At 71.9% G+C, this 14,054-nt stretch carries 12 protein-coding genes; 7 read left to right on the forward strand and 5 right to left on the reverse strand.

Translation table 11 applies throughout. The features are described from left to right. Positions 1 to 40: 40 nt before the first annotated feature. Both IE290_RS36750 and IE290_RS36755 read left to right on the forward strand, forming a co-directional pair. The gene (locus tag IE290_RS36750) at positions 41 to 970 is read left to right on the forward strand and encodes a DMT family transporter (RefSeq protein ID WP_191249382.1); all 930 of its coding nucleotides are present in this window, start codon (positions 41 to 43) and stop codon (positions 968 to 970) included. Further along, complete coding sequence (locus tag IE290_RS36755; RefSeq protein WP_191249383.1) at positions 931 to 2,457, forward strand: ATP-dependent DNA ligase; 1,527 nt, start codon at positions 931 to 933, stop codon at positions 2,455 to 2,457. Before IE290_RS36750 ends, IE290_RS36755 begins: the two co-directional genes overlap by 40 nt. Before the next feature lie 36 nt (positions 2,458 to 2,493). Here the strand turns inward: IE290_RS36755 and IE290_RS36760 are convergent, their stop codons facing one another. Then, entirely contained in the window at positions 2,494 to 4,020 is a 1,527-nt protein-coding gene (locus IE290_RS36760) for a CehA/McbA family metallohydrolase (protein ID WP_229874932.1), read from the reverse strand. Between the two features lie 120 nt (positions 4,021 to 4,140). Here IE290_RS36760 and IE290_RS36765 point away from each other — a divergent pair, with 120 nt between their 5' ends. The 3 genes from IE290_RS36765 to IE290_RS36775 all read left to right on the forward strand — a co-directional run bounded on the left by IE290_RS36765 (position 4,141) and on the right by IE290_RS36775 (position 7,383). Next, entirely contained in the window at positions 4,141 to 5,166 is a 1,026-nt protein-coding gene (locus tag IE290_RS36765) for a FecCD family ABC transporter permease (protein ID WP_191249384.1), read from the forward strand. Positions 5,167 to 5,359: 193 nt separating this feature from the next. Then, on the forward strand, positions 5,360 to 6,379 hold the full coding sequence (locus IE290_RS36770; RefSeq protein ID WP_191249385.1) for a FecCD family ABC transporter permease: 1,020 nt from the start codon (positions 5,360 to 5,362) through the stop codon (positions 6,377 to 6,379). A 20-nt stretch (positions 6,380 to 6,399) separates the two neighbouring features. After that, positions 6,400 to 7,383, forward strand: a complete 984-nt coding sequence (locus IE290_RS36775; protein ID WP_191249386.1) for an ABC transporter substrate-binding protein — start codon at positions 6,400 to 6,402, stop codon at positions 7,381 to 7,383. 421 nt (positions 7,384 to 7,804) lie between these two features. Here IE290_RS36775 and IE290_RS36780 read toward each other — a convergent pair whose 3' ends face one another. Next, positions 7,805 to 8,254: a DUF309 domain-containing protein gene (locus IE290_RS36780; RefSeq protein WP_191249387.1), complete on the reverse strand. Its 450-nt coding sequence runs from the start codon at positions 8,252 to 8,254 to the stop codon at positions 7,805 to 7,807. 30 nt (positions 8,255 to 8,284) lie between these two features. On the opposite strand from IE290_RS36780, the gene guaB1 reads away from it, so the two are divergent. Then, positions 8,285 to 9,724 (forward strand): GMP reductase, encoded by a 1,440-nt coding sequence (gene guaB1 / locus IE290_RS36785; RefSeq protein WP_191249388.1) that lies wholly within the window; start codon positions 8,285 to 8,287, stop codon positions 9,722 to 9,724. A gap of 42 nt (positions 9,725 to 9,766) precedes the next feature. Here the strand turns inward: guaB1 and phoH2 are convergent, their stop codons facing one another. Further along, positions 9,767 to 11,161 (reverse strand): RNA 5'-3' helicase PhoH2, encoded by a 1,395-nt coding sequence (gene phoH2 / locus IE290_RS36790; RefSeq protein WP_191249389.1) that lies wholly within the window; start codon positions 11,159 to 11,161, stop codon positions 9,767 to 9,769. 337 nt (positions 11,162 to 11,498) lie between these two features. Beyond that, a complete protein-coding gene (locus IE290_RS36795; protein WP_191249390.1) occupies positions 11,499 to 12,275 on the reverse strand; it encodes an isoprenyl transferase in 777 nt (258 codons plus the stop codon). 89 nt (positions 12,276 to 12,364) lie between these two features. Between IE290_RS36795 and trhA the strand changes: the two genes are divergently transcribed. After that, positions 12,365 to 13,036 carry a PAQR family membrane homeostasis protein TrhA gene (trhA, locus tag IE290_RS36800; protein ID WP_191249391.1) on the forward strand — a complete coding sequence of 224 codons (672 nt, stop codon included), beginning with the start codon at positions 12,365 to 12,367 and terminating at the stop codon, positions 13,034 to 13,036. Here trhA and IE290_RS36805 read toward each other — a convergent pair. After that, a complete protein-coding gene (locus IE290_RS36805) occupies positions 13,003 to 13,968 on the reverse strand; it encodes a glycoside hydrolase family 113 (protein WP_191249416.1) in 966 nt (321 codons plus the stop codon). The two genes, trhA and IE290_RS36805, sit on opposite strands and share 34 nt — an antisense overlap. Positions 13,969 to 14,054 lie beyond the last annotated feature (86 nt).

Raw genomic sequence — 14,054 nt, forward strand, 5'->3', positions numbered from 1 at the left:
ACGGTGACTATACCGATCTGTATACTTCGAAGGAGACCGCATGGGCCGGAAAGCCATCCCCGGGGCCGGGTTCGTCCTGTTCTGGAGCTCGGGGTTCGTCGGCGCGACACTGGGTGCCCGGTCCAGCGGCGCGGTGACCCTGCTCGCCTGGCGGTTCATCGTGGTGGGCCTGCTGCTCGGGGCGTGGTGGCTGGTCCGGCGACGCTCGATGCGGCCGCGCGACGTCGCGGTCCACGCCGGCCTCGGCGTGCTCTCCCAGGGCGGGTACCTCTACTTCACGTACGCGGCGGCGGATCTCGGTGTGCCACCCGGCACGACGGCGTTGATCGCCGCGTTGCAGCCGGTCGCCGCGGTGGTGCTCGGGCAGATCGTGCTCGGCGAACGAGCCGGGGTGCGGCGATGGGTCGGCCTGGTGGCGGGGCTCGCCGGGGTCGCGCTGGTGGTGGGCGGCGACCTGTCGGGGCACCCGGGCACGCCGGCACTGGCCTACGGGTTGCCGTTCCTGGCGATGCTGGCCCTGGTGGCCGCCACGTTCCTCGAACGCCGCACAGCGCCGGACGTGCCCCTGATGGACGGTCTCGCCGTGCAGAGCGTCACGAGCACCGTGCTGTTCACCGGCATCGCGGCCGCGACCGGCCAGCTGACCCCGCCTCTGGTTCCGGAGTTCTGGTTCGCGATCGGGTGGGTCGTGGTGTTTTCCACGTTCGGGGGATACGGCTGCTACTGGCTGGTGCTCCGGCGTAGCTCAGTGACGACCGTGTCCACCCTGCTGTACCTCACACCGCCGACGACGATGGTGCTCGCCTGGATCATGTTCGGTGACACGATCACGCTGCGTGGCCTGCTCGGCCTGGTGGTCTGCTCGGTCGCGGTGGTGCTGGTACTGCGCCGTCCCCGGAAATTGTCGGTGGGTCGAGAGATGATGGCCGCATGTTCCTCGCCGACGTCGTCACAGCCTCCGCCTCGCTAGCGGCCACCCGCTCGCGCAAGGCGAAGATCGCGACGCTGGCAGACCTGCTCAACCGCGCGGACGAGCGGGAACTGCCCGCCGTCGTGGCCTTCCTGACCGGTCAGCCCACCCAGGGCCGGATCGGGACGGGGTGGCGCACGCTGGCCGAGCTGGGCGCGAGCCCGGCTGACGAACCGAATCTGACAGTGGCCGAGGTCGACGCCGCCCTCGGCGAGGTGGGTGCCGCTTCGGGCAGCGGGTCGGCCAGGCGCCGGTCCGGCCTGCTGACCGAGCTGTTCACCCGGGCCACCGAAGCCGAACAGCAGTTCCTCTTCCGCCTGCTCACCGGCGAGCTGCGGCAGGGGGCGCTGGAAGGTGTGATGCTCGACGCGATCGCGGCGGCGGCGAACGTGCCCGCCGAAGCGGTCCGGCGCGCGTTCATGCTGTCCGGGCGGCTGCCGGTCACCGCGCTGGCCGCGGTCACCGGCGGCGAGGCCGCGCTCGGCGGTTTCGGGCTCGAGCTGGGGCGTCCGCTGCGGCCGATGCTGGCGTCCCCGGCGGAATCGCTCGACGAGGCGGTGCGCGAGCACCCGTCCGCCATCGTCGAGTACAAAATGGACGGAGCGCGGATACAGGTGCACCGCGACGGCGACGAGGTGCACGTCTACACGCGAACGCTGCGCGAGATCACCCAGCACGTGGGCGAGCTGGTGTCTCTGGTGCGAGCACTGCCGTGCCGGTCGGTGGTGCTCGACGGCGAGACGCTCGCGCTGACCGACGACGGCAGGCCACGGCCGTTCCAGGAGACGATGAGCCGGTTCGGCAGCACGCGCGAGGAGCAGGTGCGCGCGTTGCTGCTGCGACCGTACTTCTTCGACTGCCTGCACCTGGACGGCACGGACCTGCTGGACAAGCCGTTGCGGGAGCGCAACGAGGCGCTGCGCCGGGTGGCCGGCGAGCACCTCATCCCGGGCCGGAGCGAACCATCCGATCCGGGCGCGATCCTCGCGGCGGCTCTCGACGCAGGGCACGAGGGCGTCATGGTGAAAGCGCTCGACTCGCCGTACGCGGCGGGGCGGCGGGGCCGGGCGTGGCTGAAGGTGAAGCCGGTGCACACGCTCGACCTCGTCGTCCTCGCCGCGGAGTGGGGCCACGGCCGTCGCACGGGGTACCTGTCGAACCTTCACCTCGGCGCGCGCGACCCGGACGGCGGCCCACCGATCATGGTGGGCAAGACGTTCAAGGGACTCACCGACGAGCTGCTCGCGTGGCAGACCAAGACGTTCCAGGAGATCGAGTCCCACCGCGACAAGTGGGCGGTCTACGTCCGGCCGGAACTCGTGGTCGAGATCGAACTGGACGGCGCCCAGGTCAGCACCCGCTACCCGGGCGGCGTGGCACTGCGTTTCGCCCGCGTGGTGCGTTACCGCCCGGACAAGGACCCCGCCGACGCCGACACCATCGACGCCGTCCGCGCGACGTTGAAGGGAGGCTCGCCGCCAGAGTGATCGCAGCCGCCGCAGCGGTTCCGGACCCTCGGTGGGTCACCCGAGGAAGATCGGGTTCGTCATCGCGGCCATGGCACCGAAGTTGAGACCAGCCGACAACGCGGGAGAACCCGCCGAACCATCAGCAAGGGGGTGACGCACCTCAGCACGCACATAAGCCGACACCGCGGGCGTGGTCAGCCACGTCACGCTGCCGTTCCCCGAAGCGGGGAGACTCTGCTGGAACACCTGACCCTCGTCCGTGATCAGGCGCACGGTCCCGTTCGGCACGCCCGAAACGTCCAGCCGCACCGCCACCTTGTCCCCGGCGGCGACGGCCAGACGGTCGCCGATGCCGGCGACCTGACCGCGCGGTCCGGTCGCGACGAGTGACAGGTCAACACCGGCCGACTCGGCGATCCAGCTCCGCCCGGCCCTGATCCCATCGAGGATCGCGTCCCGGGTGAGCGCGTCGGCGAGGACGACGGTCTGTGGCAGGCCGATCGTCTGGCCGGGGTTGTGCGCGTCGCTGTTGCCCATGGCGGGCAGCCAGCTTCCCTTGCTGCGCACGGATTCCACCAGGGTGTTGTCCCATTCGGACACAGCGGCGTCGTCGTCCCACGTCCATGGGCCGTTCCACACCTCGACGGCGTCGAAGCCGGCGTAGCCGAACTTGAAGTTGCACCCGACCCACGGGCAGTACGGGTGCGCGGCGACGCAGAGGCCACCGGAACGGTGTACCGCACGCTGGTACTCGGGCAGCTCGCCGTCGCGGGACCGGTACCGCCAGTCGACGAACTGGCCGGGCCGCACGCCGAGCGCGAGCCAGTGTCCGTTGCGGGTGGTCACCTCCTCACCGAGCATGATCAGCAGGTCGTCCCCGGCGAACTCGCCCCACACGCCGTGCGACGACGACGTGTTGTGGTCGGTCGAGGTGATGAAGTCGAGCCCGGCCTCACGCGCACCCGCGGCCACCTCGGCCGGCAGTCGCCTGCCGTCGGAGTGGACCGTGTGCAGGTGGCAGTCGCCGCGGTACCAGCGGCGGCCACGCGTGCGGGTGCGCTCGGACGGGTAGTTCGGGCGGTACGGCGCGCCCGCTGGGCCGTGCGCGAGGGTCACCTCGACGCGGTAGTTCAGGCCCTGCGGCGCGATGGTGTACGGGCCGAGCACGACGTGCCACGTGCCCGGGGTGATGTCGCCGGGTAGGTAGCCGGGGGTGGCCTCGGTGCGGCTGATCGAGAAGCGGTCGCGGAAGCCGCCGGACCAGCCGCGGAAGCCGTCGCCGCCGAGCGCGGTGCCGCGGTTGTCGAAGATGCCGATGTCGCACGAGTTGCCGGGCGTCCCGCTGGGCACGGCCGGCTTGTCGTAGCTGTAGACCACCGACAGCTGACTCACCCCGGCCGGGACCTCCACCGGCAGGTACACGAAGTCCGCCGTGCCCGGCTCGAACCGCCCGGTCAGCACCTTGGTCTCGGTCTGCCCCTCGGCCGCCTCGGCGAACGCCACCGGAGCGAGCGTCACCGCGCCGGCCACCGACGCCGCCTGCAGGAAACCGCGTCGGGAAACTCCGCAACCCATGCACATGCGGCCATGTCATCAGCGGCGGGTGACCGCCGTGAGCCACGTGCCGGTACACCGCGTGTCCAGAACCTGAACGAACGTCACACTTCCGAGGTTAGGTACGGCTAAGCTAAGTTGCACAGCGTGAACGCGCTCATGTCACCATCAGTGACCAGGACGACGCCTCGTCGGCTGTTGCTCCTGGTGTCCCTGCTGGTGGCTCTGGCCGTCGCGGTCGCGTTGAGCCTGGTGCTGGGCAGCAACGACCTGGGCCTGGGCACCGCCGTCCGGGTGCTGCTGCACGACGACGGCAGCGAAGCGGCGACGATCGTCCGCGACGTGCGCTTGCCTCGCACGGCACTCGGCGTGCTCGCCGGTCTCGCACTCGGCGCCGCCGGGGTCCTCATGCAGGGGCACACGCGCAACCCGCTGGCCGATCCGGGCCTGCTCGGCATCAACGCGGGCGCCGCGCTCGCGGTGGCACTGGCCGCGCAACTGTTCGGGATCGTCGATCCCGGGGGCCAGGTGTGGTTCGGTTTCGCCGGGGCGCTGATCGCGACGGCGGCGGTGTTCGCGATCGGGTCCAGCGGGCGGCAGCTGAGCCCGGTGCCGATGGCGCTCGCCGGCGCGGCCGTGATGGCGCTGCTGTCGACGTTCACGTCGCTGGTGATCCTCAGCGACAACCCGACGCTGGACGTGTACCGCCGGTGGGTGGTGGGCTCGATCAGCGGCCGGGACGCGAGTATCAGCCTCGGGATCCTGCCGTTCGTGGTGGCCGGGCTGGTGCTGGCGATGCTCAACACGCGGGCGCTGAACGCGGTGTCCCTCGGCGAGGACGCGGCGCGCGGGCTGGGTCAGTCGGTCGTGGCGAGCCGGTTGGTCGGCCTGGCGGCGGTGACGCTGCTGGCCGGCGCCGCGACGGCCGCCGCCGGGCCGATCGCCGCGCTCGGGCTGATCGTCCCGCACGTGGTGCGGGCCGTGACCGGCCCCGATCACCGGTGGCTGGTCCCGTGCTCCGCCCTGGCCGGCGCGGTCCTGCTGCTCCTCGCCGACGTCGTGGGCCGCCTGATCGCGGGCCCGGCGGAAATCCCGGCGGGCATCACGCTGGCCATCCTCGGCGGCGGCGCGTTCGTGCTGATCGCCCGCCGCACCCGGCTCGTGAGGCTTTGATGGCGCGCACCCGCTCCTTGGCTGCATCGCCTGGTGACACAACTCGCCGGGGCCGCACCGCTACCCAGGCCAATGCGGCACCCGGTAGGACGGCTGCCCCAGTCCAGGTTGTGGTTGTCCAGGACCGTCCCGGAGTCATCGGCGCCTCACTCGCGGCGAGGGCCTCCGGGTGTTCCCGGGAAGGCGGGCGCGCATGACCGCCACCCTCGGCGTGCGGTGGAACACCCGCGCCCTCACCGTCTGCCTCCTCGCACTAGGGGCGCTTCTGCTGGTCACCGCGGTGGGCGTGACCATCGGCGAGTACCCCATCGCGCTCGGGCAGCTTCCCGAGCTGCTCACTGGCGGCGGGCACCGGATCGACCGGCACATCCTGTTCGACCTGCGCGTTCCGCGGGCCGTCACCGGGTGCCTGGCCGGCGCGTCCCTCGCGATGGCCGGGGCCCTCACGCAGACCATCTCCCGCAATCCGCTCGCCACCCCGGACATCCTCGGCGTCACCGGCGGCGCCTCCGCCGCCGCGGTGGCCGTGATCGTCTTCGGGGGTGGCGTCTACAGCCTGGCCAGCGGCGTCACCACGATCGGCGTGCCCGCGGCCGCGCTCGTCGGGGGTCTCGTCGCCGCCGCAGCGGTCTACGGCTTCTCCTGGCGCCACGGGGTGGACGGCTTCCGGCTGATCCTCGTCGGCATCGGGTGCGGCGCCGTCCTCACCGCACTCACCAGCTGGCTCCTCATCCTCGCCAGCATCAACAGCGCCGCCCAGGCCACGGTCTGGCTCGTCGGCTCGATCAGCGCCGTCAGCTGGGACCAGGCCGTCCCGCTGATGATCCTCGCCGCGCTCCTCATCCCCGCCGCGCTCACCTTGCCCCGCACGCTCGCCGTGACCCAGCTCGGCGACGACGCGGCCGCCGGGCTGGGCGTGCGGACCCAGGCGGCGCGCCTGGGCACGATCGGCGTGGCCGTCGGGCTGACCGCGGCCGCCGTCGCCGCCGCGGGGCCGGTCGGCTTCGTCGCCATGGTGACCCCGCAGATCATGCTGCGCCTCACCGGCGGGTCCCGCCCGCCGCTGGTCGCGTCCGCGCTCGGCGGCGCCCTGCTCGTCCAGACCGCCGACCTGCTCGGCCGCACCGCGTTCGGCTGGGAGGTCCCGGTCGGCCTGATCACGGCCGCGATCGGCGCCCCCTACCTCATCTGGCTCCTCCTCCGACGACGTTGACCCCGAAGAAAGGTGACCCCATGACGACCACCCGCCGGACCTTCCTCACCGGCAGCCTGGCCGTGGCCACGACCGGCGTCCTCGCCGCGTGCGGTTCGAGCGGATCGGACTCGGCGACGAGCGGCGGTGCCTGGTCGTTCACCGACGACCTGGGCGCGAAGGTCGACCTCGACGCGCGGCCGACGCGCATCGCCGGCCTCAACGACGCCATCGCGTCCCTGTGGAACTACGGCGTCACCCCTGTCGCGTCGTTCGGCTACACCGGCCTGGCCGACGACGTGAACTTCCGCGGCCGCGACCTCAGCCAGGTCAAGGAGGTCGGCCGCACCTACGGCGAGATCGACATCGAGGCGCTCGCCGCCGCCAAGCCGGACCTGATCCTCACCCACGCCTACCCGGTGGACAGCGCGGGCACGATCGACACCGCCCAGCCGCTGTACGGGTTCAAGGACGTCACCCAGCAGAAGGCGGTCGCCGAGATCGCGCCGATCATCGCGCTGAAGATGGCCGGCTCGGCGACCAACGTGGTCGGCCGGACCGTCGACCTGGCCAAGGCGCTGGGCACCGAGCCGCCCGCCGACGCCAAGCAGGCCTACGAGACCGCGCGCACCCGGTTCCAGGCCGCCACCGCCAAGGGCCTCACGGTGATGGCGATCGCCGCCTACCCGGGCGATGGCGTCTACATCTGCAAGGCCGTCGACGACCCGGCGCTGCGCAGCTACACCGAGCTGGGCCTGACCTACCCCGACCCGGGCGGCTCGAAGTACTACTGGGAGCAGGTGAGCTGGGAGAACATCGGCAAGTACCCGACGGACGTCGTGCTGTACTCGCTGCGCGCCATGGACAAGGACACGCTCCTGCAGCAGGCCACCTTCGCGCGGATGCCCGCGGCCGCGGCCGGGCAGGTGTTCCCGTGGGAGTTCTCGTCCATGGACTACGTGGCGCAGGCCCGCACGCTGAACAACCTGGCCGCGAACCTCGAGGCGTCGCGCAAGGTCGTCTGACGCCGGGACACGCCAGCCGGAACGGCGAACACGGCGCCCGGAAGGGCGAACACGGCGGATGCGCGGGGTGGCCCCCGATGGCGGCGGGGTGGCCCCCGATGGCAGCGGGGCAGGCCCGATGGCGGCGTGGTCACGGCCAGTGGCAGCCGGCAGGCCCCGATGGCAGGGTGGTCGCCGCGGTGGCAGCGCATGCGGCGTGGTGGCCGCCAGTGGCGGCGTGATTGCCGGCCGCGGCGGAGGGGTTGGCCGGCAGTGGCGCCGTGTTTGCCCGGCGGGGCGGCGTGTTTGCTGGCAGCGGCGGCGTGTTCGCCGACCGCGACGGCGTGTTCGCCGACCGCGGCGCGCCGTGTTCACCGACCGCGGCGCCGTGTTCGCCGACCGCGGCGGCGTGCCGGCCGGCGGCACCCGCGGCAGCGGCGCGCTACCGCAACCGCGGGCTGCTCAAGCCTTCCGGGGCCTCCGCGCCCGCTCGGGCCCACGCCACCAGCCCCGCCACGTCGATCCCGTGCGGGGGCTCCTCCGCGTACGGCTCGATCGCCGTGGCGCCGCGCGTCAGCAACGACGCCGCCCCCTTCCGGTTGCCCCGCGCGGCGTGCGTCATCCCGACCGCCAGCTGCGCCAGCCCCTTCCACAACGCGCGGTCCGGGCCGTCCGAGGACTTCCACGCGTCCTCGAACACCTCGTGCGCGTGGAAGGGCCGTCCGGCGTCCAGCAGGCTCTGCGCCTCCGCAAGCGTTTGCCCCGGGGTGCGCGCCACGCCTTCCGGCTGGCGCTCCACGCCCGGCGACCCGTACGGCAGCGGCCGCCCCAGCCCGTCGCGTGGGCGGGCGTTCCGCGGCTTGCCCTCGGCGTCCCGGTCCCGATCGGCCATGCGCCCGATTGTGCCGTAGTCTGGGGACTCGTGCGTTTTCTCGATGGCCACGGGCCCGCTCACGACCTCACTTACGACGACGTCTTCCTCGTGCCCAACCGCTCGGCCGTGGAATCGCGCTTCGACGTCGACCTGTCCACCGTCGACGGCACCGGCGCGACGATCCCGATCGTCGTCGCCAACATGACCGCCGTCGCGGGGCGGCGGATGGCCGAGACCGTCGCCCGGCGCGGTGGGCTCGTCGTCCTGCCCCAGGACGTCGACCCGGCCGCGGTCGCCGACATCGTCGGCTGGATCAAGAGCCGCCACACCACCTGGGACACCCCGCTCGTCCTCACCGGCGGTGACGCTGTCGCCGACGCCCTCAACCTGATCGGCAAGCGCGCGCACGGCGCCGTCGTCGTGGTCGACGAGCACGGCCGCCCGCACGGCATCGTCGACGAGGCCGCCTGCACGGGCGTCGACCGCTTCGCGCGCGTCGCCGAGGTCGCCTACGAACCGGCCGTGACCTGCCCGCTCGACACCCCGTCCCGCGAGGTCTTCGAGCGCCTGCACGCCGCGGGCGCGCGGATCGCGCTGGGTGTGGACGCCGACGGCAAGCTCGCCGGGATCCTCACCCAGACCGCGGCGCTGCGCGCCGACATCTACACGCCGGCCGTGGACGCCAACCAGAAACTGCGGGTCGCCGCGGCCGTCGGCATCAACGGCGACGTCGCGGCGAAGGCCGAGTCGCTGCTGGCCGCGGGCATCGACACGCTCGTGGTCGACACCGCGCACGGCCACCAGGAGAAGATGCTCGCCGCGCTGAAGGCCGTCCGCTCGGTCTCGCCCGCGGTGCCGGTCGTGGCGGGCAACGTCGTCACCGCCGAGGGCACCCGGGACCTCATCGAGGCCGGTGCCGACGTGGTCAAGGTCGGCGTCGGCCCGGGCGCGATGTGCACCACGCGGATGATGACCGGCGTCGGCCGCCCGCAGTTCTCCGCCGTGCTGGAGTGCGCGAAGGCCGCCCGTGAGCTGGGCAAGCACGTGTGGGCCGACGGCGGCGTGCGCCACCCGCGTGACGTGGCGCTGGCGCTGGCCGCGGGCGCGTCCGCGGCGATGGTCGGCTCGTGGTTCGCCGGCACCCACGAATCCCCCGGCGACCTGCGCTACGACGAGCACGGCCGGCCGTACAAGGAGTCGTTCGGCATGGCGAGCAAGCGCGCCGTCGGCGCCCGCACGCGCACCGACAACGTCTTCGAGCGGGCACGCAAGGCCCTGTTCGAGGAGGGCATCTCGTCGTCGCGGATGCTGCTGGACCCGCAGCGCCCCGGGGTCGAGGACCTGATCGACGAGATCTGCTCGGGTGTGCGGTCCGCGTTCACCTACGCCGGCGCGCGGGACATCGAGGACTTCCACCGCCGCGCGGTGCTGGGCATCCAGTCGGCCGCCGGGTTCGCCGAAGGCCGGCCGCTGCCCGCGGGCTGGTGAAAAGCGGGGCCGCCTCCCCGTCGGAGGCGGCCCCGGCCACGGCTATCCGTGGTCCTCCAGCATCTCGGTGACCAGCGCGGCGATCGGCGACCGCTCCGAGCGGGTCAGCGTGACGTGCGCGAAGAGCGGGTGGCCCTTCAGCTTCTCGATCACCGCGGACACGCCGTCGTGGCGTCCGACGCGCAGGTTGTCGCGCTGCGCCACGTCGTGCGTGAGCACCACGCGGGACGCCGTGCCCAGCCGTGACAACACGGTCAGCAGCACGTTGCGCTCCAGCGACTGCGCCTCGTCCACGATCACGAACGAGTCGTGCAGCGACCGGCCGCGGATGTGCGTCAGCGGCAATACCTCGAGCATGCCGCGGTCGAACACCTCGTCCAGCACGTCCTGGCTGACCAGGGCGCCGAGGGTGTCGAACACCGCCTGCGCCCACGGCTGCATCTTCTCCGACTCCGACCCCGGCAGGTAGCCCAGGTCCTGGCCACCGACGGCGTACACCGGCCGGAACACGACCACCTTGCGGTGCTCGCGGCGCTCCATCACCGACTCCAGCCCGGCGCACAGCGCGAGCGCGGACTTGCCGGTGCCGGCGCGCCCGCCGAGCGAGACGATGCCGATGTCCGGGTCGAGCAGCAGGTCCAGCGCGATCCGCTGCTCGGCGGAGCGCCCGTGCAGGCCGAACGCCTCGCGGTCGCCCCGGACCAGCTTCACCTTCTTGGCCGGGGTCAGACGGCCCAGCGCGCTGGAGCTGCCGGAACCGGCGACCAGCCGCAGACCGGTGTGGCACGGCGACTCGCCCACCTCGGGCAGGCCGTACTCGGCCAGGTCCACGACGCCGTCGCGGAACAACGCGTCGACCGCCTCCTGCGGGACCTCCACGTCGAGCATCCCGGTCCAGCCCGACGGCGTGACCTCGAGCGCGCGGTACTCGTCGGCGGGCAGGCCGACGGCGCCGGCCTTGACGCGCAGCGGGATGTCCTTGGTGACCAGGGTGACCGCGTCGCGCTCGACCTTGAGGTTGAGCGCGCAGGCCAGGATCCGGTGGTCGTTGGAGTCGGTGCGGAACCCGGGCGGCAGGACCGTCGGGTCCGAGTGGTTCAGCTCGACGTGCAGGGTGCCGCCGGAGTCGCCGATCGGGATCGGGGCGTCCAGGCGGCCGTGCTTGAGCCGCAGGTCGTCGAGCTGGCGCAGGGATTCCCGCGCGAACCAGCCCAGTTCGGGGTGATGCCGTTTCGCCTCCAGTTCACTGATCACGACCAACGGCAGGACCACGGCGTGCTCGGCGAATCTCGTGATGGCCCACGGGTCGGCCAGCAGAACCGAGGTGTCCAGGACGTAGGTGTGCTGCCCGGGAACGGGACTCGGGGGTTCTGCGGTGCCCTCCGCGGAATTCGATGAGCGGCCGGAGGCCTTACGGGGCGAACGCTGCGTAGTCACGACGGCATCTCCCTCGTGGACGTGGCACCACGCCCACACTCGCTGGGCCGGGCACCACCCTGGCTGGTCCGCTCTTCGCTTCCGCTTACGCGTCAGCGCGCAGGGCCACGAGGGCCGGGTGCCGGCCCCCTCGTGGGTATCGCGAACGGCTCACGCGCCGTCTGCTCTACAACCGCCACTACCAGGGCCTCCCGTGATGGTTCGCAAGGTCACGAGCCATCACTTCGGAAGTTACCTGCGTTCGCCGCTTCGTGCAGGCAGCCAGGCAGGTGATTCACCAGCTTGTCATCTCACCGTCGGTAGAGAAGAAATCAGCGAATCGACACGGAACGTGTTGTCAAGTACCGAATCGGCGGTGCCGCCACGCGTAGTCGCGGAGGGCGCGCAGGAAGTCGACCCGGCGGAAGGCGGGCCAGTAGGCCTCCGTGAACCAGAACTCGGAGTGCGCGGACTGCCACAGCAGGAAACCGGACAGCCGCTGCTCACCGGAGGTGCGGATGATCAGGTCCGGGTCGGGCTGGCCCGAGGTGTAGAGGTGCTCGGAGATGTGGTCGACGTCGAGTATCTTCGCCAGCTCGCGGATCGACGTGCCCTCGTCGGCGTGCTGGAGCAGCAGCTTCTTGACCGCGTCCGCGATCTCCTGCCGCCCGCCGTAGCCGACGGCGACGTTGACCTCCATGCCGGTGCGCTTCTCGGTGCTGGCCGCGGCCGACTGCAGGCGCTTGGCGATCGGCTCGGGCAGCAGCTCCAGCGCGCCGACGACCCGGATGCGCCACGGGTTGCCGGGGTGGGCCAGCTCGTCGACGACGTCGGCGATGATCTCCAGCAGCGGTTCGAGCTCCTCGGTGGCGCGGCTGAGGTTGTCCGTGGACAGCAGCCACATCGTCACGACCTCGACGTCGGCCTCGCGGCACCAGCCGAGGAAGTCGGCGATCTTGCGTGCTCCCGCGCGGTGCCCGTCGGAGACGTCGGTGAAGCCGGCTTCCCGCGCCCACCTGCGGTTGCCGTCCAGCATGATCGCGATGTGCCGCGGATGCTTGCCGGCCGCCTGCTGGATCAGACGGCGGCTGTAGACGCCGTAGACAAGCTTGGACCCGAAGGAGCGAAGACTCACGTCCAACCAATGTACGCAGGGTTCGGAAGCGACGTGGGCCGGGCCACGGTTGGCTGGCGCGGGACCTACGTCGCCGTAACCTTGGTGGTGTGACCGTTGAGACCGACCCACCGTCCTTCGTCGACACGCGCCCCCGGCTCCGCGGCCATATCCACTTCTGGACGTTCTTCAGCGCGCTCGCCTGCGTGGCGACGCTGGTCGCGTTCGCCGGCGCGACGGTGTCCGGCCTGGCCGCGCTGGCCACGTCGGTGTACGGGCTGACCGTGCTCGGTGTGTTCGGCGTCAGCGCGCTGTACCACCGCCGGCTGTGGAGCCCGCGCGCCTACCAGTGGATGAAGCGCGCGGACCACTCGATGATCTTCCTGTTCATCGCGGGCACCTACACCCCGTTCACGCTGCTGGCGATGTCGAAGCCCACCGGGTACGTCGTGCTGGGCGTGGTGTGGGGCGGCGCGCTGGCCGGGGTGGCGCTGAAGATGCTGTGGCCGGGCGCGCCGCGCTGGCTCGGCGTGCCGATCTACGTGGCGCTCGGCTGGGTGGCGATCTTCGTGTTGCCCGAGCTGGCCACGCACGCCGGGGTGGCCGCGCTGGTGCTGCTGCTGGTCGGCGGCCTGTTCTACACGGTCGGCGCGGTGTTCTACGCGGTGAAGTGGCCGAACTACTGGCCCGAGACCTTCGGCTACCACGAGTTCTTCCACGCGTGCACGGTGCTGGCCGCGGTTTCGCACTACATCGCGGTGTGGCTGGCGCTGTACGCCTGAGCCATGGCGTGGAAGACCGCCTTCGGGCGGAGGCCGGCGTCGGTCAGCTTCACCACCCCGTAGGAGGCCAGGTCGAGGTCCCGCGCGGGATCCGCCCGGTGGGGCAGGCCGTAGCCGGCGAACGTGAACCAGAATGCGCCGTCCAGGCCCTCGGCTTCGAAATCGGCCAGCAGTTCTGTGAAGTAGCGGGCCTGTTCGTCCTCGTCGCGCTCGTAGCCGGGGGCGAGCCGCCCGGTGGCGCGGTCGGCGATCGTCCAGCCGGTGGCGCCCCGGTCGGCCGCGCCGCGGAAGGTGCAGCACCCGAACTCGGTCGCGACGACCGGTTTGCCGTGCGCGGTGTAGGTCCGCAGCTCCTCGCGGAAGGTGCGGGCGTTGTCTGCCGAGCGGTACGCGTCCACGGAAACGATGTCGAAGTGCGCCCAGTCGACCGGTTCCCACGACCCGGCGGCGTAGGTGACCGGACCGCCGAACCGCGCCCGGACCGCCGCGGCGGCCTGCCCGAGGAAGTCGGCGAACTCCGCCGGTCCGGCCGCCGGGACGAGCGAGGACATCCGCGTCCGCAAGTCGTCGCCGGCGAAGAAGCCCCGGTTGAACAGGCTGATCTCGCCCCCGGCGACGAACACCACCTCCGCCCCCGTGCCGCGCAGCCGCTCGGCGCGCACTGCAGCGTCGGCGAGCATCGTGAGCAGCTGCGGGCGGGGCAGTTCGCAGGGGAAGGGCGAGAACCAGACCTCGAGGCCGGAATCGGCGGCAATGGCGGCGGCTTCCTCGATCCGCCCGGGGATGTCGCCGGTCACGCGAACCGCCGAACAATGCAAGTCCTCGGCGATCATCCGCATCTCGCGGCGCACTTCTGTGAGGTCCCAGTCCCGGCGGGAGGTGGTGCCGAGCGGGCTGACCCCGATGTCGTAGTTGATGCCGCGGCGACGCATCACCTCACCACCGCCATCCGGCGCTCCATCGATCTCACCGCGATCTCAGCGCCAGGACGGTCACGTTGACCATTCCTCATGCCCTC

It is taken from the genome of Amycolatopsis deserti, from assembly GCF_014653945.1.
GTDB classification, from domain to species: domain Bacteria; phylum Actinomycetota; class Actinomycetes; order Mycobacteriales; family Pseudonocardiaceae; genus Amycolatopsis_E; species Amycolatopsis_E deserti.